General features: G+C 48.1%; 16 protein-coding genes. 10 read left to right on the forward strand and 6 right to left on the reverse strand.

Features of this window, described 5'->3' with window-relative positions; translation table 11 throughout:
• Positions 1-95: 95 nt before the first annotated feature.
• Entirely contained in the window at positions 96-1,898 is a 1,803-nt protein-coding gene (locus tag ACN0T0_RS16955; protein ID WP_417227916.1) for a transposase, read from the reverse strand.
• A 110-nt stretch (positions 1,899-2,008) separates the two neighbouring features.
• Positions 2,009-3,202 carry a YbfB/YjiJ family MFS transporter gene (locus ACN0T0_RS16960; RefSeq protein WP_417227917.1) on the reverse strand — a complete coding sequence of 398 codons (1,194 nt, stop codon included), beginning with the start codon at positions 3,200-3,202 and terminating at the stop codon, positions 2,009-2,011.
• Positions 3,203-3,383: 181 nt separating this feature from the next.
• Here ACN0T0_RS16960 and ACN0T0_RS16965 point away from each other — a divergent pair, with 181 nt between their 5' ends.
• Complete coding sequence (locus tag ACN0T0_RS16965; protein WP_417227918.1) at positions 3,384-4,244, forward strand: LysR family transcriptional regulator; 861 nt, start codon at positions 3,384-3,386, stop codon at positions 4,242-4,244.
• A 60-nt stretch (positions 4,245-4,304) separates the two neighbouring features.
• Here the strand turns inward: ACN0T0_RS16965 and ACN0T0_RS16970 are convergent, their stop codons facing one another.
• Positions 4,305-6,050 carry a DEAD/DEAH box helicase gene (locus tag ACN0T0_RS16970; protein WP_417227919.1) on the reverse strand — a complete coding sequence of 582 codons (1,746 nt, stop codon included), beginning with the start codon at positions 6,048-6,050 and terminating at the stop codon, positions 4,305-4,307.
• 309 nt (positions 6,051-6,359) lie between these two features.
• Between ACN0T0_RS16970 and ACN0T0_RS16975 the strand changes: the two genes are divergently transcribed.
• Positions 6,360-7,169: a mechanosensitive ion channel family protein gene (locus tag ACN0T0_RS16975; RefSeq protein WP_417227920.1), complete on the forward strand. Its 810-nt coding sequence runs from the start codon at positions 6,360-6,362 to the stop codon at positions 7,167-7,169.
• 61 nt (positions 7,170-7,230) lie between these two features.
• Here ACN0T0_RS16975 and ACN0T0_RS16980 read toward each other — a convergent pair whose 3' ends face one another.
• The 3 genes from ACN0T0_RS16980 to ACN0T0_RS16990 form a co-directional block, all read right to left on the reverse strand.
• Entirely contained in the window at positions 7,231-9,444 is a 2,214-nt protein-coding gene (locus ACN0T0_RS16980) for a sodium:solute symporter family protein (protein WP_417227921.1), read from the reverse strand.
• Between the two features lie 105 nt (positions 9,445-9,549).
• A complete protein-coding gene (gene yidD, locus ACN0T0_RS16985; RefSeq protein ID WP_417227922.1) occupies positions 9,550-9,819 on the reverse strand; it encodes a membrane protein insertion efficiency factor YidD in 270 nt (89 codons plus the stop codon).
• Between the two features lie 167 nt (positions 9,820-9,986).
• Positions 9,987-11,372 (reverse strand): PhoH family protein, encoded by a 1,386-nt coding sequence (locus ACN0T0_RS16990; RefSeq protein WP_417227923.1) that lies wholly within the window; start codon positions 11,370-11,372, stop codon positions 9,987-9,989.
• A 132-nt stretch (positions 11,373-11,504) separates the two neighbouring features.
• Here ACN0T0_RS16990 and cobB point away from each other — a divergent pair, with 132 nt between their 5' ends.
• From cobB to hrpA, 8 genes are all read left to right on the forward strand, one after another.
• Positions 11,505-12,212 (forward strand): Sir2 family NAD+-dependent deacetylase, encoded by a 708-nt coding sequence (gene cobB, locus ACN0T0_RS16995; RefSeq protein WP_417227924.1) that lies wholly within the window; start codon positions 11,505-11,507, stop codon positions 12,210-12,212.
• A gap of 193 nt (positions 12,213-12,405) precedes the next feature.
• A complete protein-coding gene (gene ppnN / locus ACN0T0_RS17000) occupies positions 12,406-13,788 on the forward strand; it encodes a nucleotide 5'-monophosphate nucleosidase PpnN (RefSeq protein WP_417227925.1) in 1,383 nt (460 codons plus the stop codon).
• 294 nt (positions 13,789-14,082) lie between these two features.
• Positions 14,083-15,024 (forward strand): AEC family transporter, encoded by a 942-nt coding sequence (locus tag ACN0T0_RS17005; protein WP_417227926.1) that lies wholly within the window; start codon positions 14,083-14,085, stop codon positions 15,022-15,024.
• 22 nt (positions 15,025-15,046) lie between these two features.
• Positions 15,047-15,796: a TIGR00266 family protein gene (locus tag ACN0T0_RS17010; protein ID WP_417227927.1), complete on the forward strand. Its 750-nt coding sequence runs from the start codon at positions 15,047-15,049 to the stop codon at positions 15,794-15,796.
• A 117-nt stretch (positions 15,797-15,913) separates the two neighbouring features.
• Positions 15,914-16,873: a peptidoglycan DD-metalloendopeptidase family protein gene (locus tag ACN0T0_RS17015; RefSeq protein WP_417227928.1), complete on the forward strand. Its 960-nt coding sequence runs from the start codon at positions 15,914-15,916 to the stop codon at positions 16,871-16,873.
• Complete coding sequence (locus tag ACN0T0_RS17020; protein WP_417227929.1) at positions 16,813-17,274, forward strand: bactofilin family protein; 462 nt, start codon at positions 16,813-16,815, stop codon at positions 17,272-17,274. Before ACN0T0_RS17015 ends, ACN0T0_RS17020 begins: the two co-directional genes overlap by 61 nt.
• Positions 17,275-17,277: 3 nt before the next feature.
• On the forward strand, positions 17,278-18,072 hold the full coding sequence (locus tag ACN0T0_RS17025; RefSeq protein ID WP_417227930.1) for a class II glutamine amidotransferase: 795 nt from the start codon (positions 17,278-17,280) through the stop codon (positions 18,070-18,072).
• Positions 18,073-18,103: 31 nt separating this feature from the next.
• On the forward strand, positions 18,104-22,024 hold the full coding sequence (gene hrpA / locus ACN0T0_RS17030) for an ATP-dependent RNA helicase HrpA (RefSeq protein WP_417227931.1): 3,921 nt from the start codon (positions 18,104-18,106) through the stop codon (positions 22,022-22,024).
• The last annotated feature ends 25 nt before the right edge of the window (positions 22,025-22,049 follow it).

Consider the following 22,049-nt stretch of genomic DNA (forward strand, 5'->3'; position numbering starts at 1 on the left):
ATGAAAGCACCATGAATTCACCGCAAAATTTTATTGGTGCCAAAGACGAAGTTTGAACGATTCTAGCGTCTCCTTTGGGTTGTAGACTTTTTTCATTAAGGGTACAAAATTCGCCTGATTTCCACCTTTCCCTTAGCCAGTCCAATCCTCTCAGCAGGGGTTAATTTGTCTTTTTTACCAGGTACACAGTAGTTGTAATAGGTACGAAGTATCTGGAGTAATTTATGCACCATTGCAGGGTTATATGGACTGTTGCCTGTCCAAATTCGCCCTGCATTTGAGGGTGAATGGACTGGTCGTTCTAGCATTGAGACACGGCGTCGAACAATTTCAAAAAAGCTATCAATAGGCTGTAACGAAGCATCCATTAGCAGAGCGATTATATCGTCCTGAGTAAGTCTCTTAGCATCCGTCAACAGTGCCACGTACTTCTCGGCCTCATTAATTCTATGGATAGGAACGGAGTACCATTGTTCAGGAGAACCTGGGTATTCATATGTTCTTTGAATTGCTGTCTGAACTATCAGCTGCCTTGCATGAGCTTCATCTATAGCTGTCCCGTCTTTAAGCATTTTATTGATCAGCTTTTTCAAGTAATTCACCATTTGGCGTCGTTCATCTACGGTCAGCTCTTTATTAATTCGAACAAACGCTGCATGACAACGGCCCTCACTGATTTGTGATGAAAATGCTAAGCAACAAGCTCGGTTTATACCTGGGTCTTGATCAAGATAAAAACGTAAAGCGGGAGCATGGCCAATAAGTGATTCTAGCTTAATGAAATGACTATACATCGTGTACTCAGAGCGAACTTGAGCACCCTTATTCATCAGAATTGAGGTGTATCGGGTTTGTTCATCAACCTCAATGCCGTATTCTACGGCTACTTCTTGACGAATATTTGCAATAGCAGCTTCGCTCAAGGGTAAGGAAACGTCGTTAGGCAATATTTTTAGTGCTTTTGCCACCTTCTTGTTGAATACGTCGGTAGCATCAACTGCTTGAGTATAATCTCTTCGTGTCCAAATTCTGGCAAATGTCCGATTGTAGTCTTTCAATGCTCCATCGGCTTTATATGCTTCTGTTTCCGTAATAGCTTCAACATCAATGCTAGAATCAAAATTCACATCCATACCAAAAACATAGCGACTTACCTTGTCAGCAGTGCCTATGGCCGATAGCATCACATTGCGTTTATCTTTCCTCTTCAGCCAATTTACTTGGTATTCTTGCCTGTCTGAAGCCAACCGCATCCAAGGTAGTTCCATATGCTTTAAACGCTCTTCTCGTGTTGCCAAAAAGTAGATGCAACGTTCATAAAACATATCAATTTTTTTATAGATCGCATTCGGAGACAGGCCTGTTACTTCCATTGAGCGATTTATGCCTGTTTGGTTGACTAGCTGCCTAAAAAGCTCTCCGTTGTCATGTGTACGTGCCTGAGGGTGTGATTTACGTTTTTCTGAGCCACGGGTGAAGGATTTACCGCATCTTTTGCACTTGTACCTCTGATTGCCTTTACTGGTCTTTCCTGCACCAGAGTAATGCTTGCTAGGAATTTCTGCATAAATGCCAAAATTTTCACAGGAGAGGTTGCTACAGCCATAGCCATCTTGGGAATACACCTTAGCAAGCTGTTGTTTAAACTTAGCTCTTTCAAGTTCTTCAGCTATCGCTTTATTACTTTTGACTGTGTAGTGGCTGCTGCATTGCTTGCACTTTATAGATGAACCACGCTTTTTGTTGCCTACAATTGTGTAGCAAGGGTCAGCACGGTTGTTTGTAGCGGGGATATCGAAATTAATACAGGTAGGCCTAGAGCACCTGTTAACATTAACCCCATTTTCTGGGGCGGGTACTCTCGGTTCAGACCCTCTGCCAAATATTTGTTCAGCCATTCACTCTATCACCACTGTCTATTTTTACAGTAGTGTAGAGGAAAAACTGCCCAAGAGCCATTCATCAAAACAACACAAAAGGTAAATAGCTTGTCCTAGGAGCCGTTTTTTTATACCGCTTTCAAGGCCAGTTCCTGTTTTTCGCTGGCTTTGAGTATCAGAATCATACCGGCTCCCAGAACAGAAATAGCAGCGGCGATATAGAGTGAGTCGGCATAACTACCGCCCCTATCTGCAATGATCCCCGCAATGGCTGGCGCGCCAATCTGGGCAATACCGTATAGCAGCGTGAGTTTGCCCATCAATTTGGCCGGCTTGGTTGGGTAGAAACGCCCGGCCATGGCGAGCACTAGGCTAACGATACCGATAAAACTACCGCCATAGAGAACGGCACTGACTAATACCACCCAGAGTGTGTCATTCACGGCGGGCAGAATAATACCGATAATCTGTATTAAAAAGGCGATCAATAGGGCGTTAAGCTCTCCCTGTTGACGGGCGATACGATCCCATAGAATCACTGCGGGTGTGGCGCTCAGACCAACAAAGATCCAGACGATTTGGCCATCTCCTTGAAGGCTTGGTTGGGCTTCGACAATAGCGACCAGAAATGTAGCGCTGATCACGTAGGCATAGCCGGCACAGAAATACATCATCCCTAACAGTAGCAACCAGCGACGGCTAGGGGGGTTATCTTTTAAAGGCACACCCGCTTTGGTTTGATGGCTGGTATCAGGGCGGGGTAGCCAGCGCCATGCTGGAATGGCGATCAATGCACCGAGAATACCTACCGTTAGCCACTGCTCATGCCAGTCCAGCCGGCCAATCATCAGTTCGCCGGCGAGACCGCTGACGATAATACCCAGACCTGCCCCGGCATAATGGATCCCCAGTTCGGGGCGATGTCCGTGACGCAGTAGCCAATTCATAATTAAACCGGCACTGATTAACATGCCGCTGGCGCTGCTTAGGCCGGAGAAAAAGCGGAGTATGCCCCAAGCCCAGATATTATCGGTAAATGCCATGGCCAAGGTGGTAATCACTGCGGTGATTAGGCCTGCGCGGTAGAGTCGATCTTTGATTTTTAAATTACCGACAGTGGCAGCGAGCAAAGCACCACACATATAGCCGATATAGTTAATGGTGGCTAGGTATCCGCCCGCTAAGTCGGTTAGACCCGCTTGCGACTGCATTTCGGGTAGCAGGGTTGTATAGCAAAAGCGAGCGATACCGATGGTTAAAATCAGCCCTAGCAGGCCTGATCCCAGCACCTTCATGTGCTGCTTGTTATCCGTTGTGTCCATTCATGCGCTGCCTATTATTGTTATAGTGATAAGCGTATATATTTATATTATTCTTTACAAACGAATTATAGAGATAAAACGTTCTCTAATTGAGAATGATCTGTTGCTGACTCGACTCGGCTATTCACACCATTGTATGAGCCGTTACTGTCTTGATGGCAGGCGGTCTGCGGGAGATGTTTTGGAAATACTGGCACTGAAAACCTTCGAAAAGGTGGCTAAAGAGGGGGGCGTGTTGGCCGCCGCTAAACAGTTAAATACAGTGCAGTCTAATGTCACTACACGTATTCAACGTTTGGAAGAGGAGTTGGGTACTCGATTGTTTTCCCGAAAGGGGCGGGGATTGGAATTAACCCGGCCGGGGCGGGTGTTGTTGGACTATGCCGAACAGATTTTACAGTTAGAACGTCAGGCGGGGGTGGCGGTCCGATTGGCAGGAAAAGGCGCGGCGGAAATTAAAATCGGAGCCATGGAGACTTTCACGGCTACCCATTTACCGCCATTGCTAGGTGCGCTGAGAGAGTGTTGCCCTAAGTTGAAACCACAGGTAATGGCGGCGACCACGGCGGAACTTGTGCGGGCAGTGCTGGATCATCATATTGATTGTGCCTTTGTTGCCGGACCGATTAATCACTCTGATTTAATCAGTATGGATGTATTGAGCCAAGAGTTGGTGTTAGTGCAACCTAAAAAACTGATAGCGGCAGAAAATCTTGTGCTGTTTCGCGAGGGCTGTGTGTATCGCAATAAAGCGCTACAGTGGGCGCGTTATTATCGGGATAACCGTTATGGGCTCAGTGAACTGGGTACATTAGAGGGGATTCTTGGCTGTGTTGCCCAGGGGTTAGGGGTCACGCTGATGCCACGCAATGTGGTAGCGCTATCGGTTTATCGTGAGCAACTGACGTTAGAGGCGCTGCCGGATGAGCTAGCTATAGTGCCGACGGTTTTGATCCGTCATCGTAGCACGCCTCGGTTAAAGGTGATCGAATCCCTGTTGGATTCGTTGCGCTGGTTGCCGGATCAGCCCGCGGTGGGATAGCAGCCGTCGTGTAATAAAGTGTCAATCAGAGGTTGTCTCGGGTAAGCCCTAGTGCGTATCTTAGAGCTGATTGGCTTTACGATAATTACCCTGATAATCAAAGACTCGTTCTTGAACGCGCCAGAATTGACCGGATTTTCGTGCCACGACAAAATCGGGTGCGGTGAATAGTGGGGCAACCGCTAAGACTTCTTCGAGTGTTTGAAACGTTCGCGGGGTTAGGCTTTGAGCAAAACGGCGGCCATATAGGGTGTTAAAGCGTTTGCGCTGCTGACTATTGTGTAAATCAAACAGCTCGCTGAGCTCCTCCCCCTGCTCATCGTGATAAAGGATTTTCAAACGGCCCTTCGATTCGGTCATTGAAATACCTGCACAGCGGATGACTCGCGCATCTTTGAGTTTAAGTGCTGCTTTAAGTTGATCGTCTGGATCGATAATGGCGTGACCACATTGATGACAGTTGCGCGCGGCAATATCATTTTCTGCATTGCACTGTGGGCACTCCTTAAAACGAAAACGATAGTCGCACTGGGTCATTGCCCCGTTTTCTTCCGGCAGTGTACCCTGGCAGCGTCGGCCAAAATGCTCAATCACATGACCTTCGTCGTCGGTTTTACCCCAGAAAATATTGGCAAATTCACAAGCGGGGCAGAACACCTGCACCGGTACACTGCTGCTATCGGGTTTTGGTTGCCCCACTTCGGGGGCGAATAGGTTGAAGCCGTTACCCGCGTAATCCATCACCAGACAATTCTCTTTACCTTCTGCTAATCTGAGCCCTCGACCCACGATCTGTTGGAACAGTGATACCGACTGAGTGGGTCGTAAGATGGCAATAAAATCCACATGTGGCGCATCAAACCCGGTGGTTAACACTGCCACGTTGACCAGATACTTAATCTGTTTCTGTTTAAATTGCTGAATCCGTTCATCCCGTTCTGCATTGGCGGTGGCGCCGGTGATCAGTGCGGTGGTTTCGTCGGGCAGATAGCCGCAGATTTCGTAAGCATGTTTGACCGTGGCGGCAAAAATCATCACCCCTTGGCGTTCTTGTGCCAGTGTTTTGATCTGCTCACAGATAGCCTCGGTTACTCGAGGGTGGCTGACTAATAACTGGTTAACCTCGGCTTCGCCGTAGCCACCGAAACGATTGGCTTGCAACGCGGAAAAATCATACTGGGCGATCGGCGCATCGACCATATTAGGCGGTGTAAGAAACCCTCGCTTAATCATGTATTGCAGGGGTAGTTCGTAGATACAGTGTTCGAACGGACGTGGTTCACTGCTGCGGCAGAAGCCGCGATAGTGATAACGGTAGATCCAGCCCATGCCCATACGGTAGGGCGTGGCGGTTAACCCTAAGAGCTTCAGTTGTGGGTTAAAGCTTCTCAGTTGGGTAAATATCTGTTGATATTGGCTATTTTCATCATCGCTGATCCGGTGGCATTCATCGATAATGACCAAAGAATGTTCAGTCGCAAAGTCTTGTAAGTTGCGAACCACCGACTGCACGCTGGCAAAGGTAACCTGAAAATGGCTTTGCTTTTGCTTTAAACCGGCGGAGTAGAGGCCGCCCTGCAAACCATAACTTAAGTATTTATTGTGGTTTTGCTCAACCAGTTCTTTGACATGGGCTAACACGAGAATTTTACGGCGTGCTAAACGGGCTAGCTCGGCGATCACCAAGCTTTTGCCCGCGCCAGTTGGCAAGACAATAACGGCAGGGTCATTCGTTTTACGAAAATGTTGTAGGGTGGCATCGACAGCATCGCGTTGATAGTCGCGTAGTTGAAATTTATCCGCCATTGAACGGCCCCAAGATGTTGTTAATAAGGGGGTTAGTTGAGACGACGTGCTGCAGTCGAATATCGGTTATTCTGAATCGCTTAGCGAAGGCTGATGAGCTGAGTATTCGTGCATTTTCGTGGGCCGCTGTCATACGACTATTGTAGCGTGGAAATAACTGATTTAAACGGGCTTTTTGGCATGGATTATGAGATATTTCAGCCAGCAGAAGAGCGGCCATTCAGAATTATTTCTGATAGATCAGTCTTATGCGTCTATTCTAAATATACATTCTGAAACACACTGCTTAAAACAATAGAGGAAAACACTATGGATCTATCTTTTATCGATATTTACGTCATCCCTTGGGCTATCAATATAGCGATGGCTGCGGCCATCTTTATCATTGGTCGGATGGTTTCTAAATTCCTTGTTAATTTACTGGGCAAAGTCCTACGTAAAGGGAAAATGGAAGATATCCTGGTGAACTTCATCAGTGCTATCGCCAATATTCTGCTGTTGTTGGTGGTAGTCGTTGCATCATTAGATCAGTTGGGCGTTGATACAACATCAATGATTGCGCTGGTGGGTGCTGCAGGTTTGGCGGTTGGTTTGGCTTTGCAAGGTTCACTGCAAAACTTTGCTGCCGGTGTGATGTTGATTGTATTCCGTCCGTTTAAAGAGGGTGACTTCATTGAAGCGGCGGGTGTTGCTGGTGTGGTTGAACATATCAGTATTTTCAACACCATTATGCGTACTGGAGATAACAAAGAAGTAATCGTCCCTAACGGTAATATCTACAGCGGTGTTATTACTAACTACTCTGCGCGTGATACTCGTCGTGTGGATATGGTCTTTGGTATCGGTTATGGCGATGATCTGAAGAAAGCTAAAGCACTGTTAGAAGAGATTGTGACCAGTGATGAGCGGGTTCTACAAGATCCTGCACCGGTGATTGCAGTATCTGAGCTGGCTGATAGCAGTGTTAACTTTGTGGTTCGTCCATGGGTTAAATCGGCTGACTTCTGGGCGGTTAAATTTGATACCACGGAAAATGTGAAATTACGCTTCGATCAGGAAGGTATTTCGATTCCTTTCCCACAGATGGATGTTCATCAGTACAAGCACGACAACGATTAAACCTATCTTTAAGGTTTATGGTTAAACGAAACAGCCGCTTATGCGGCTGTTTTTACATCTACTAGTTCTCTTCATCCCTTGGCGTGTCTATATCAAGGGATTGCTCAATTTGACGTTTCAGTGCTTCGTTTTCTTGACGTATCTTCTGCGTTTCAAGGCGATAGCGGAAGATGTCCTGAACCCGCACTTCCAATTTGTTTTCCAAGCCTTCAATCCGTTTATCCTGCAGTTTAATAATGTGTTGGTACTTCTTGACCTTCTGCTGCAGGTTATTGATTAGGCCGTAATTCTGCATCCCTGAGCGATGGTTATCGAGATTCCCATGTTCAGGGTGGTGTTGCTGACTTAGTTCGGTCACTAGATGTTTGTATAGGGCTTTAAGGTCAGTGGATTCGCGGGTGTTATAGCGAATGTTGTTTTCCACGGCTTTATGAGCGCTGGCCGAGCCAATCGAGCCGGCGAGCGTATGTTCCAGCATCCGGTGAAATTCGAGTAGCTCGATAATGGCGATATGACTTTTGCCCGTCACTTGCAGATCATCGGTGATTTGTGTCAGTGCGGCTTTGGCCTTATCGCTACTGAGATAGCCTTCGAGCAGTGTTTGGGCTTCATTGAGTTTCTCATTGAGCGATATATAGCGGTCGAGTCCAGTGGGACGGGCTTGCCGGAATGGCGCCGGCTGCATAGCGGAAAGAAACTCGGTGGTCAGGTTACGCTCTGCTTTGTGGGGGTGGTAAAGCCATGACCCGAGAATATAAAAACTGATATTGACCAGCATTGTCCAAAACACGCTGTGCGGAATAGAGCCAATATCGTCGAAGCCAAATAGTGCTTCGGGGCGAAGCAGGGCAAAGCCAAGTAAACCCTCCTGTAGCAGCCTGTCGGATAACCAACCGTGTTCGATGAAAGCGGGAATTATGAGGGTGTAGGTCCACATAATAAAACCGGCCAATAAGCCCAGTAAGGCCCCGGCACTGTTGCCCTTGCGCCAGAAAAGCCCGCCCAATAGCGCGGGGGAAAACTGCAGTACGGCGACAAATGAGATCAAACCAATGGTGACTAAAATATAGGAATCACTGAACTCGATGGCAAAACCATAACTGCCAAGCAGAATTAGCGCCGCCAGAAACCAACGAATTTGCAGTAACAATGGTTTAATAAAACGGCAGCTGGGCATTCTTTCGATAATCGGCAAAATCAGATGATTAGAGGCCATGGTGGAAAGTGTCATGGTGGTGACGATGATCATGCCGGTGGCGGCAGAAAAACCACCAATAAAGGCCAGCATTGTTAGGCCGTTATTGCCGGCTAGTTGGGGCAATAGGAGAACATAAAAGTCGGCGGACTCTTCTGGTAATCCCATTAATAAACCGCCGGCGGCAATGGGCACCACAAAGAGGTTAATGAGAATCATATACAGCGGTAACATCCAGATAGCCGCTTTAATATGTTTGTGATCGGCATTCTCTACTACCGCGACATGGAACATTCTGGGTAGGTTTTGGATGGCGGCAAAGCTGAGTACGATCAGTGTTAACCACATCACTCCCGAATCTCGGGTGCCGGTTACTTGAATAACCCGCTCGAATCCCTGTTCAAAGAGTTGTTCGGTAATATCATCAAAGCCATTAAAGAGGCTGAAGCTAACGAACAGGCCGATCGCGATAAAGGCAACCAGTTTGACCAAACACTCAACCGCCAAGGCCGTCATCATCCCTTGATGTCGTTCGGTCGGGTCGAGTCTGCGCATACCAAACATAATGGTAAATGCGACCATAAAGAGTGTGATCAATAGGCCGGACAGATCCCAGCTCATCGAACTGTCATCATGGGCGGTAATTAACTGAAATGAGCCTACCACGGCTTTTAGTTGCAATGCGATATAGGGCAGTACGCCAAACAGGGCCATCAGTGTGACGAGTGCGGCAATGGCTTCGGAGCGGTTATAACGGGTAGAGATGAAATCAGCGATGCTGGTGATGCGAAAGGTCTCTTTGGCAAAGACCATGCGTCGCAGGGTGATCCACCAAAAGGCGATGCCGAGTATCGCGCCGATATAGACGCCTAAAAATTGTAATCCAGAACTTGCCGCGAAACCGACACTGCCATAAAAGGTCCAGGACGTATGGTAGACCGCCAGTGACAGGCAATAAACCCAGGGGCTTTTAAACCCCTCCCCGCGGCGGCTGATGCGTCGTTCCACTATTTGGGCGATACCGAAAAGTACCGCCATATATAAAGTAACCGTGAGAATAACGGTAAGTGTGCTAAACATCCTTATCCTTTATATCAGCAATTATATCAAACGGGATTATAAATCAGATAGTTAAGCTATAGCTGGCTTCATGGCTCCGGTCAATGAAAAGAGGCTAAGTCGGGCCTATGGAGGGTCGGTTGGCTTGTCATCGGTGATTGGCTTAGCACCGCAACATGCCGGTGGCACCGGGTCGAAGCCTCCGGGGTGACCGGGGTGGCACTTGCCTATCCGTTTTAGGCCGAGCCAGCAGCCTTTTAAAATGCCATGGGTTTCAATCGCTTCAAGGGTATACGCCGAACAAGTCGGATAGAAGCGACAGTTAGGCCCCAAGAATGGACTAACCAGATATTGGTAGGTGCGAATTAAAAAAATAAAGCAGCGGCGTAAAATCATGATGGAAGTGTAGCGCTGTGGGCCAGAGAGTTACAAGCAAAACCGGCATGAAGGGGTCTGTTGTTGATCTCTGCCATATTGATAAAGGTATAGCGAGTAGCGGAATAAAAGAAAGCCGCTATACAGATAGCGGCTTAAGGTGTCTAACTGGAGTGATTAACGCCGTATTAGAGGTGTTCTTCAGCGTATTCGGCCAACCTCGAGCGGAAAATGCCTTCTAAATGAACAGTGGAAGCACCTTCAAAACCTTTGAATCGCTCGACCACATAGGTTAAACCGGAGGTCAGGGCGGTCAGATAGTTTGAATCGATCTGGGCCAAGTTACCCAGGCAGATCATCTTACTGTCCTTGCCACAGCGGGTGAGAATCGTTTTCAGTTGTTGCGGTGTGAGGTTTTGTGCCTCATCAATGAGAACCACCGCATTTTGGATACTACGGCCACGGATAAAGTTAAGCGATTTGAACTGAATGTTCGCTTTCTCAATCGCATATTTAACACTGCTTTGCGGCCGCTCATCACCTTCGTGCATTGCTTCTAAATTATCGTGAATAGAACTCAACCAAGGGGTCATTTTCTCTTCTTCGGTGCCGGGTAGGAAACCGATATCTTCTGCCACCGGTGGGGTTGAGCGGGTGACGATAATCTTGTTATAGCGATTCTGTTCGATCACCATTTCAAGTGCACAGGCCAGCGCGATCAGTGTTTTACCCGAACCTGCTGCGCCATTGAGCAGGCATAGGTCAATATCCGGGTCCTGAATCGACTGCATGGCAAACGCTTGGAAAATATTGATGGGATGAATGCCCCAGCACTCTTGCTGCATCAACTTATCGTAGCCTAGATCGAGCAGTATAATCTCTTCGTGATTAACCGAGACCACCCGCGCGGCAAAGTCTTTTGAATCGTCATAAATATATTGACAGGGGTAGGCATCCGGCAGTAGATCAGGACTGACTTTATGGTAAGTATTAGCGCCTTCTTGATAGCTCTTAACCTTATCAACGTTTTCCCAGAAATTACCGTCAATATGAAAGTGGCCTGAGGGCAGCAGATCTAAATCCGATACCAGTTGATCTTTGCGGTAATCTTCAACTTTTTGTAATCCGGCACCGAGTGCCTTGAGGCGCATATTGATATCTTTGGTGACCAATACGATTTCGCGATGTGGGTCACTGCCCTGTAGGTGCAGAGCGCAGTTGATAATATGGTTATCGTTGTTCTTGTTATCCGGCAGGAAACCCTGACGAGTGGTGAGTTCGTGATCGGGGAAAATACTTAGTTTCCCCAGTTTAGTGGCATCATCGGTGCCGGGCACTAAAATCTGGACCCCTTTGAGAATCTGTGAGGGGGTGGCAGCACTGAGGATATTGTCGATGGCTCTGATAACGTGACGGGCTTCCTGTGCCACGCTTTGCTTGCGGTCCTTAATATTGTCCAGTTCCTCTAGGACGGTCATCGGGATAGCGACATCCTGCTCTTTAAATTCGTACAGGCAGTTAGGATCATGCAGTAAAACATTGGTATCGAGGATATAGAGTTTATCAGCACTCATACGGGTTTCCTTCTCGAGCCGACTCAGATGTTTACACAGTTGCCGGTAAAAAAACTGCCGGTCTGTATGGTTAGTTAAGCAGAAGTTGGCGTAGGATTAAAGCCGTCGATAGCATTTTTAGGGAGATGTGCTGTGCTATATCAGAATATTGTGATTCTCACCGGTGCGGGAATTTCCGCTGAGTCCGGTATCAGAACATTTCGTGCAGCGGATGGTTTATGGGAGGATCATCAGATTGAAGATGTCGCTACCCCCGAGGCCTTCGAGCGAGATCCTGGGTTAGTGCATCGGTTTTATAATCAGCGCCGAAAGCAGTTGTTACAACCAGATATTCAACCTAACTTGGCCCATCAGGCGTTGGCTCGATTAGAGCAGCAGTTTACCGGTGAGTTACTGTTGGTGACGCAAAATATCGATAATTTGCATGAACGGGCGGGGAGTCAGAATTTGATTCACATGCACGGAGAGTTGTTGAATCTTCGGTGTACTACCTCGGGTCAGGTGTTCTCTCATCACGGACCTGTGTTACCCGATGCCCGTTGTCAGTGTTGCGATCATCAAGGTACGCTGAGACCTGATATTGTCTGGTTTGGTGAACTGCCGATGCAGATGGAGCTGATCTATGATGCCCTCGAAAGCAGTGATCTTTTTATCGCTATCGGCACATCTGGTCATGTTTATCCGGCGGCGGGCTTCGTTGAAATGGCCAATCGTGCAGGAGCTGAAACGGTTGAAATTAATCTTGAACCTTCAAAAGTACAATCGGCCTTTGATCGTCACTTGTATGGCCCTGCTAGCCAAGAAGTACCTCGCTTTGTTGATAGTTTATTTGGTAGTTGAGTAGGTGGTTAATGCTTCTTTTTCAATAAGTTACTGGAGTGGTGTCGAGTTTTTAACTATATTGTAACCTGAGTTAGATATTTTTTAGACGGATCAGGCCGGTCACAGCGGCCGGTGATAATCGATCTGCTAAGCCCTGTATACAGCCGAGAACTCTCTCTGCGCTGGGGTGTTTATTTAGAGGGGCAGGACCATGATGACAGAACAGTTTGTAACGGCCAATATCACGCCGTTAGATAGTATGGATACACTTTCGCCTTATGAAGTGGCCAAGCTGCAAGACCGCAACGAAGCGGGTTTATATCCCTTATTTCGACAGTGCGCCTTGGCGGTACTGAATTGCGGTAGTGAATTGGATAGCACCAAGCAGGTGCTGGAAAAACATAAAGATTTTGATATTAAAGTCAGTCAAAAGCACCGTGGCGTGCAGTTAGAGTTGATCAATGCGCCTGCGAGCGCCTTCGTGGATGGTGAAATTATTCAGGGGATACGTGAACACCTGTTTTCAGTGTTGCGGGATCTACTCTATGTTGGTGATGGCTTCGTGCAATGCTGCGATGGCATTGCCGAGGGTGAGCAGATTACCAATATGGTGTTCCATATTCTGCGTCACGCAAAGGCGATTGAACCCCATGTTAAACCTCATTTGGTGGTCTGTTGGGGCGGCCATTCGATCAGTCGAGAGGAATATATTTACACCAAACAGGTCGGCTACGAACTTGGGTTGCGAAGCATGAGTGTCTGTACCGGCTGTGGTCCTGGCGCGATGAAAGGCCCCATGAAAGGGGCTACGATAGGTCATGCGAAGCAGCGGATGAGCGACGCTCGCTATGTGGGGATTTCTGAACCTGGCATTATTGCGGCAGAATCGCCCAACCCCATCGTGAATGAACTGATCATCATGCCAGACATTGAAAAACGCTTGGAAGCCTTTGTCCGTTTAGGACACGGTATTATCGTTTTTCCTGGGGGGGCAGGCACGGCAGAAGAGATTCTCTATATGCTGGGGATCTTGCTGCAAGAGCGTAACAGTACTTGCCCATTACCGCTGATTTTTACTGGACCTGAGGGCAGTGAAGCCTACTTTGAAACCGTGGATAAGTTTATTCGTGCAACTCTGGGTGAGCGAGCTGCAAGCCTGTATGAGATCATCGTAGATGACCCATATGAGGTGGCATTGAAGATGAAAGCGGGGTTAGAACGGGTCACTGAGTATCGTAAAGCGACAGGTGAGTCTTTCCATTTCAACTGGCAGTTATATATTCCAGCCGAACTTCAACTGCCATTTGAGCCGACCCATGAAAATATGGCCGCGTTGGATTTAACTCGCGATCAGCCGGATTATCTGTTGGCAGCAACGCTGCGTAAAGCGTTATCGGGGATTGTGGCGGGTAATGTAAAAGAGCCGGGTATTCGTGCTATTGAAGCCTTTGGTCCATTCGAGTTAAGTGGTGATGCTGACCTGGTCAATGAGCTCGATTTGTTGTTGGCTTCGTTTGTGCAGCAGCGTCGGATGAAAATTGACTATGAGGAATACCGTCCCTGCTATCGGTTGGTTCAGGCGAAAACGGCTTAGTCGTTTGAGTTTTCGTCGTGTATAAAAAGCCCGGGGTGATACGATCCCGGGCTTTTTAATTATTGTTTGCTAGCGCCTGTCGCGTTGGGTGTGACGACCGTTGCTCCTGAACTGCCGAATTTTATCAACGCCAGGGCATAACCGTTGCTTCCTTTGTTTCTCTATTATCGGCGAACCAGAAACCAAGTGCGGCGAGGTGAATTATTTTATCCTCTGTCGGTCTTTAAGGCTCTCGCCAACGGCTGAAATATTGATAACATGACGGCCCTATCGTTAACCCTTTGAGACACTCTAATGCAGTTGTTGTTTGATATTGTTATACCTGTTTTTATTCTGATGGTGCTGGGCTGGGGCTGTTCCCGCTGGGGCTTATTGGAAGAATCGAGTGCATCGGCGCTCAACCGTTATGTGTACTACATCGCCGTGCCAGCCTTGATGTTTACCTCTACGGCAACCGTTGATATTCAAGCGGTATTACAGTGGGATTTTATCGGCGTCTATATCGGTGGTTCGTTGATCGCGATACTGATGGCTTTTTTGGCTTGGCGCAAAATGCAGCTGGGCAAACCCCTTGATTGGACCGTGATCGCACTGAATGCCGCATGGGCAAACACGGTCTATATGGGGGTGCCGATCTTTTATTTCATGTTTGGTGATCGGGGTGCTTTGCCGGTCATTATTGCTACCTTGGCCAGTAATCTCGTGTTCATTCTGGTGTTGGCGCTGATGTCTGAACTGCAGAACAGTGAAGGGGGCATACTCAGCAAGCTGAAAACCCTATTGCTGCAAGCTTTGTTGAAAAATCCGGTCATGATGGCCCCATTGCTAGGGATGGTCGTATCGATTAGTGGTGTTAGCCTGCCAGCGATGATTTTAACGCCGCTGCAGATGCTTGCGCCCTCAGCCGCGCCGGTAGCGTTATTTGCGTTGGGGATCTCACTCAGTGGACTCTCTGTGCGCAAGGGTAGCTTCGAATTGACCTGGCTAACGCTGGTGAAACTAGTCTTACATCCGTTGGCTACCTTTGGTTTAGGGTTATGGGTTGGGCTTGAACCCTTTTGGCTTGCCAGTGCGGTGGTGTTGGCGGCACTGCCGACCGGTGCGATGGTGTATGTGTTGGCGCAGCAGTACAACACGAGGGTGACACTGACCTCCGCAACGATTATGGTGACTACTTTAGTCTCTATGGTGACGTTGGCGGTATTACTACCACTGATGAAACAATGGGGCGGCTAGCAGGTTATTAAGGAGAAAAATAATGCAGTGTCATAAAGTGGATTACGAGATTATTGGCGACTCAATGCCGATGCTGGAAGTGGAGCTGGACCCAGGTGAAACGGTGGTAGCAGAAGCCGGTTCAATGAACTACATGGAGCAGGACATCGGTTTTGAAACCAAGATGGGGGATGGCGCCAACCCTGAAGAAGGGATGTTTTCAAAACTGTTCTCGGCTGGTAAGCGTATGGTTACCGGTGAATCATTGTTTATGACCCATTTCTCCAACCACGGCGGGCAGAAACGTAAAGTCGCATTTGCCGCGCCTTATCCCGGCATGGTCGTGCCCGTGGATATGTCACAGACCGGTGAGCGATTATATTGTCAAAAAGATGCCTTTTTATGCGCAGCGCTAGGCACCCGTCTATCCGTGGCTTTCTCGCGCAAGCTTGGAGCAGGTTTTTTTGGCGGTGAAGGGTTTATTCTGCAAAAGTTGGAAGGCGACGGCATGGCCTTTATTCAGGCCGGCGGCACGGTCGTGAAAAAGGAGCTGAATAATGAAACCCTGCGTATCGATACCGGTTGCTTGGTGGGGTTCAGTGAGGGCATTGAGTATGATATCGAGATGGTTAAAGGATTGAAGTCGATGTTCCTCGGTGGCGAAGGATTATGGCTGGCAACACTGTCTGGTACCGGCACTGTCTGGGTTCAGAGTTTGCCGTTCTCGCGTTTAGCGGATCGAATTATTGCAGCAGCCCCAAATATCGGCGGTAAGAATAAAGGCGAGAGTTAAATTATATCCACTCAAAGTCATAGAATGGCGTGATTTTCATGTCATTTTTATGACTTTTGGCCTCAATAAAGGTATATTTCACCGACATTTCTTATCGTGTTGTTTGGTTTTTCGGTCATGCTGCGTAAAAAATTAGTGATTACATTAACAACTGCGCAGGGATCTCGGCAGTACACCTTGGGTCAATTGGCCCGGTATCTGCTTGTCCTCTTTTTGTTACTATCGATCTGTAGTTTCTTTATTTCCAATCTTTTGTTGGCAAAAACATCCGATGAACTCGATGAATTGGAACAGGGTATTAACTCCCTCTCTAGCCAGTATGAGATGACTCTCGGCACCCAAGAGTTGCAAAAAGGCCAGCTCGATCAGCTTTCTTCTACCTTGCAGGAATTAAAGGTCGAACGGGATAAATTGCAGGAAGAAAACCTGCGGATCGGTGAACTCAACGAAACCTTGGATGCGAGTTTATTTGGTCTTGAAGACCTACTTGGCTTGCCGCCCTCGAAGGATATGACCTCAAACCGTGCCGATGCGCTGACGGTGATGACCAATCAACGATTATTTTTTCTGAGTGTGTTGCCCAATGGGGAACCTATTGACGGCCTGCGTATCAATGATTCTTATGGTATGCGGATGCATCCGATACGTAAGAAAAAAATTATGCATAATGGCATCGATTTTAAAGCCAAAGTGGGCACCCCCGTTTATGCCACGGCAGATGGTGCGGTGGAATACGCGGGGACACATAAATCGAGTGGCTTTGGTAAACTGATAATACTGCAGCATGCGCTTGGGTTTAAAACCTATTACGCGCATCTGAGTGATGTAAAGATTAAAAGCGGAACCTTTGTTAGCAAAGGGCAACTGATCGGTTTAAGCGGTAATACGGGAAGCTCGACGGGGCCTCATCTTCATTATGAAGTGCGTTACTTATTCCGGCCAGTCGACCCCAAGCCTTTTATCGCTTGGAATATAAGTAATTTCGATTCACTGTTTGCAGAAGTAAAAGGTGTAAAATGGGCTTCTTTACGAAAAATGTACCCGCTAAATCAGGTGCTGGAAACGGCTCAGCAATAACGATTATCGCTGAAGGCAATAAATTTAGTGGCGATATGAGTATCGTTGGCCGTATGCACATTGACGGTACATTTGAAGGCAATGTCTCTTCGCTCGACAATATCTCAATTGGTAAAAGTGGCCATGTTCACGGCGTAGTAAAAGCCAATCACATTACCGTATGCGGATTGCTCGAGGGCGAAATTATATGTGATGAGCTAGAAATAGATCGCGGCGGCAAAGTGGTTGCAACGGTGATCAGTAAAGTGATGGCGATTCATCCCGAGGGCAACTTTATCGGTGAGCGACGCATGAAAGAGGTGGGTGTGTTAGATCATACACCGACGATTGAGTCCGGTATTGATGCTATTGATTCGTTACCTGATAAAGTCACCCTTAACTCGACTAAGGAATCTATCTAAACAATGTGTGAACTGCTCGGCATGAGTGCCAACGTCCCGACCGATATTTGCTTTAGCTTTAGTGGCTTGATGCAGCGCGGTGGTGAGACCGGCCCCCATAAGGATGGCTGGGGAATTGCCTTTTATGAAGGTAAAGGGTTGCAGGTGTTCCATGATCCAGCCCCGAGCTGTCAATCTGAGATAGCACAGCTGATCAAACAGCATCCGATCAAGAGTAAAACCGTGATCAGTCATATACGCCAGGCGAATGTCGGTAGTATCTGTTTAGAAAATACTCACCCATTTACCCGTGAACTCTGGGGCTTTAGCTGGACCTTCGCCCACAATGGTCAGTTAGATCAACGGTTGTTTGATCTGCCGTTAGATTTTTATCGCCCGGTCGGTACCACCGATAGTGAGTATGCTTTTTGTTGGTTGCTTGGGCAGGTGAGAGCGCGTTTTCCTGAACGTCCAACTGATTTTGCTGCGGTGATCGAGCTGATTCACTGCTGCTCTGATCAGTTACGGGAACTCGGGGTCTTTAATATGCTGCTGACCGAGTCTGAATACCTACTGGCTTACTGCTCTACTAAACTTTCGTGGATTACCCGGCGGGCACCCTTTGGCCGCGCTCGGCTGACAGACGAAGAGCTAACGGTGGATTTTTGTGAAGAAACTACGCCAAACGATATCGTGACAGTGATTACCACCGAGCCATTGACTGATAATGAACATTGGCGAAAGCTGCAAACCGGCGAGATGATCGTCTTCCGAGAAGGTGTACAACAGCCGTTAAGTCGCTGTTTTGGCCACGCCTGATTTAAACCGCTTGTAAATTGACTACCCCATTGTGACTGCCACTATTAAGCAACTATATACCCGGTTGGATAACTGCCTAATCGCCGATCGTTTTGCGATTCGCAAAAAAATCCAGCAGCTGCAAAAGCGCCTCCAAGAACAGAAACCGGCTGAGCGGCTTCGGGATGATGTCGAGGCGATGTTATCGCGTTCAGAAGAAAAGGTCGCACGGCGCGATTATAGTCAACCGATTCGCTATCCCGATTTACCGGTCAGTGGGCGGCGGGAAGAGATCGCCAAGGCTATTGCTGAACATCAGGTGGTGGTCATCGCGGGTGAAACTGGCTCGGGTAAAACTACTCAGATCCCCAAAATCTGTCTGGAATTAGGCTTAGGGCGGGTCGGATTAATCGGCCATACTCAGCCTCGTCGATTGGCAGCGAGAACGGTTGCGAACCGTATCGCGGAAGAGCTACAGACGGCTTTGGGTAGCACCGTAGGTTATCAGGTGCGCTTTACCGAACAGGTCGCGGACAATACCCAAGTTAAACTGATGACCGATGGTATTCTGCTGGCCGAGACGCAAAATGATCGTTACCTCGAACGTTACGAAGTCTTAATCATCGATGAGGCTCACGAACGCAGTCTGAATATCGACTTTTTGTTGGGTTATTTACACCGTATCTTACCTAAGCGTCCAAACCTGAAAGTCATTATCACCTCAGCAACCATCGACCTTGAACGGTTCTCAAAACATTTCAATAATGCCCCAGTGATTGAAGTATCTGGGCGCACGTTTCCGGTTGAACTGCACTATCGTCCATTGGAGGAGATGGACGGCAACAGCGAAAAAAGCATTCCGGAAGGGATCGTTTGTGCCGCTGAAGAGCTAGTTCAGTTAGAGCGCAAGAAAGGTATTACGGGCGCAGGTGATATTCTGGTATTCCTCAGTGGTGAGCGGGAGATCCGTGAAGCTGCCGAATATCTTCGTAAAGCGGTACAGCAAGGCCGTTTAAGGCATATTGAAGTGATGCCGCTCTATGCCCGTTTGAGTGTGGCCGAACAGAACAAAATATTCTCGTCGGTTCGGGGCGCGGGGCGGCGCATTGTGCTATCGACCAATGTGGCGGAAACCTCATTGACGGTGCCGGGTATTCGCTATGTGATTGATCCAGGGTTGGCACGTATCAGCCGCTATAGTTATCGCTCAAAAGTACAACGTTTACCGGTCGAGCCGGTATCTCAAGCCAGTGCTAATCAGCGCAAGGGGCGCTGTGGCCGGGTGGCCGAAGGTATCTGTATTCGTCTGTATTCCGAAGAGGATTTTAACGCTCGGCCTGAGTTTACCGATGCTGAAATTCGCCGGACGAACTTGGCCGCTGTTATTTTACAGATGCTCAATGTGCGGCTCGGTGCCATTGATGCGTTTCCTTTTATTGATCCGCCGGATAGCCGTTATATCAATGATGGCTTTAAACTGCTGCAAGAGTTGGGGGCGGTGGATGATAAACGGCAACTGACTCGACTCGGCCGGCAATTGAGCCGTTTGCCGGTTGACCCGAAAATCGGGCGGATGTTGCTGGCCGCGGTCGATAATAACTGCTTGAGCGAGATGATTATTATCGCTAGCGCGCTCAGTGTGCAAGACCCTCGTGAACGGCCGATGGATAAGCAGCAAGCAGCGGACCAGAAACATCGAGAGTATGCCGACGAAGAATCGGATTTCGTCACCCTGATCAACCTGTGGAATCTGCATGAAGAACAGCGTCAGGCGCTGAGTCAGAACCAGCTAAGAAAGTATTGCCAGAAACAGTTCCTCTCCTATATGCGGATGCGTGAATGGCGGGATGTGCATCGTCAATTACACCTTATCTGCCGTAATTTAGATTACAAAGAGAACAACCAGCCGGCTAGTTACGATGCTTTGCACAAATCGTTGTTGACCGGTTTGCTGGGTAATATGGGCTTTAAGCAAGAAAATAAAGAGTATCTCGGGGCCCGTAACCGCCGTTTCAGTATTTTTCCCGGTTCTATGCTGTATAAAAAAGCCCCTAAGTGGATTATGGCGGCTGAATTGGTCGAGACCAGTCGGTTATATGCCCGTATGGTGGCGTGTATCGATCCTCTATGGGCGGAGGCGTTAGCCGGTCATCTGGTTAAACGCAGTTATTTGGAGCCTCACTGGGAAAAGAAAAAAGCTCAGGTGGTGGCGCAAGAGCAAGTAACCCTCTATGGGCTGATTATCGTGCCAGGACGTAACGTGCATTATGGCCGGATTGATCCAGAGGTTAGCCAGCAGATTTTTATTCGTAGTGCGCTGGTGGAGGGTCAATTTAGCACCCAAGGTAAGTTTTTCAGTCATAACCGCAGTTTGCTGAACTCTATTGAAGGCTTAGAAGCGAAAACCCGCCGGCGAGATCTGTTGGTAGACGAAGATACTCTGGCCGAGTTTTATACGCTGCGATTGCAAGAGAATAATGGCGCAGCGGTGGTCAATGGTGCTGGTTTTGAAGCGTGGCGCAAAGAGGCTGAACAGCACAATGCTAAGATTCTCTTTATGCAAGAAGAAGACCTTCTGCAGCGTTCTGCCGATCATGTCACCCGGGCTAGTTATCCAGAACAGTTGATGCTTAACGGCGCAAAGTTAAAACTTAGTTACCATTTTGAACCGGGCGCGAAAGATGACGGAGTGACTCTGCAGGCGCCTTTAGTACTGTTGAATCAAATCTCTGCTGAACGGCTCGAATGGTTGGTGCCGGGTATGCTCAAAGAAAAATGTGTGGCGCTATTAAAAGGACTGCCGAAATCGCTCCGTAAGAATTTCGTACCGATCCCTGATTATGTCGATGCTTTTGTTGAGGCAGCGGTATTTGCCGAAGGCTCATTGAATGAAGCGCTGGCATTACACCTTAAGCGTATGACCGGTGTACGGATCAGCAAAGATGATCTGGATGCGGTTAAGCTGGATGACCACTACCGGGTGAATATTCGCTTGCGCGGTGAAAAAGGTAATACCGTGACTGAGGGACGTGACCTGCAAGCGTTGCAACAGAATTTCGGCGCTCAGGCCCGACAGGCACTGACGCAAGCACCATCGGAGAGCTGGGGACGTAAAGGGATTACCCTTTGGGATTTTGGCGATCTACCTGCTGCGATTACCTTAAAGCAGGCGGGCGGGTTAGAGCTTGAAGTCTATCCGGGATTGCAAGACTGTGGCGACAGCGTTGAACTCAAAGTATTTGATGATCGGGCGATGGCCGTGCACCAAAACCGCATAGGCTTGGCACGTCTTTTTATCCTGCAATTGGGTGAGCAGGTTCGCTTCGTCAAGAATCGCCTGCCGAGATTCCAGCAAACGGCTATCTTGCTGGCCAAGGTTCAGAGTCGGAATCAGTTACACGAGCAATGTTTATTAAGTGCTGTGGTTGCCACCTTCCTAAAAGATGATGTTGATATCCGCACGCAACAACAGTTCGAAGACAGTCTTAATCGCTACCGAAGTGATTATTGTCAGCAGGCTGAACAGCAGGCCGAACTGTTAGGGGTGATTGCTAAACACTATCATGGCATTCAAAAGCAGCTTTCAGGCTCTGTTAATCTTCAGGCCGTTACGATACTTACCGATATTCGTCAGCAGTTAGAGGCTTTGGTATGCAAAGACTTTCTACTGCGGGTGCCGAGTGACGTGTTGCCATCGTATCCCCGCTATTTAAGCGGGATTGAGCAGCGGCTGGAAAAATATCAGCGAGAGTTGCCTCGACAACGCATGTTAAGTGAACAGTTACAGCAGCTGACTCGCCAGTATCGAGGCCAGGCGGAACTCAATGCTAAGCATAACCGTTACAGTGACGAACTCGATAGCTATCGCTGGATGCTAGAAGAGTATCGCATATCACTGTTTGCTCAGCAGTTAGGCACTCGGATGACGGTTTCTGAAAAACGGTTGAAACAGTTATGGCAGCAGCTTGAATAAAGATCTGGATTAGTCGATTAAGGTC

The sequence above is a fragment of the Amphritea sp. genome, assembly GCF_048266285.1.
GTDB lineage: Bacteria > Pseudomonadota > Gammaproteobacteria > Pseudomonadales > Balneatricaceae > Amphritea.

Coding starts and splice junctions, on each gene's coding strand:
- ACN0T0_RS16980 (WP_417227921.1), bottom strand. CDS start 9,444: ATGTTTAGCACACTTACCGTTATTCTCACGGTTACTTTATATATGGCG.
- ACN0T0_RS16990 (WP_417227923.1), bottom strand. CDS start 11,372: ATGAGTGCTGATAAACTCTATATCCTCGATACCAATGTTTTACTGCAT.
- ACN0T0_RS16955 (WP_417227916.1), bottom strand. CDS start 1,898: ATGGCTGAACAAATATTTGGCAGAGGGTCTGAACCGAGAGTACCCGCC.
- ACN0T0_RS17010 (WP_417227927.1), top strand. CDS start 15,047: ATGCAGTGTCATAAAGTGGATTACGAGATTATTGGCGACTCAATGCCG.
- ppnN (WP_417227925.1), top strand. CDS start 12,406: ATGATGACAGAACAGTTTGTAACGGCCAATATCACGCCGTTAGATAGT.
- ACN0T0_RS17025 (WP_417227930.1), top strand. CDS start 17,278: ATGTGTGAACTGCTCGGCATGAGTGCCAACGTCCCGACCGATATTTGC.
- ACN0T0_RS17005 (WP_417227926.1), top strand. CDS start 14,083: ATGCAGTTGTTGTTTGATATTGTTATACCTGTTTTTATTCTGATGGTG.
- ACN0T0_RS17020 (WP_417227929.1), top strand. CDS start 16,813: ATGGGCTTCTTTACGAAAAATGTACCCGCTAAATCAGGTGCTGGAAAC.
- ACN0T0_RS16960 (WP_417227917.1), bottom strand. CDS start 3,202: ATGGACACAACGGATAACAAGCAGCACATGAAGGTGCTGGGATCAGGC.
- ACN0T0_RS16970 (WP_417227919.1), bottom strand. CDS start 6,050: ATGGCGGATAAATTTCAACTACGCGACTATCAACGCGATGCTGTCGAT.
- ACN0T0_RS17015 (WP_417227928.1), top strand. CDS start 15,914: ATGCTGCGTAAAAAATTAGTGATTACATTAACAACTGCGCAGGGATCT.
- yidD (WP_417227922.1), bottom strand. CDS start 9,819: ATGATTTTACGCCGCTGCTTTATTTTTTTAATTCGCACCTACCAATAT.
- ACN0T0_RS16975 (WP_417227920.1), top strand. CDS start 6,360: ATGGATCTATCTTTTATCGATATTTACGTCATCCCTTGGGCTATCAAT.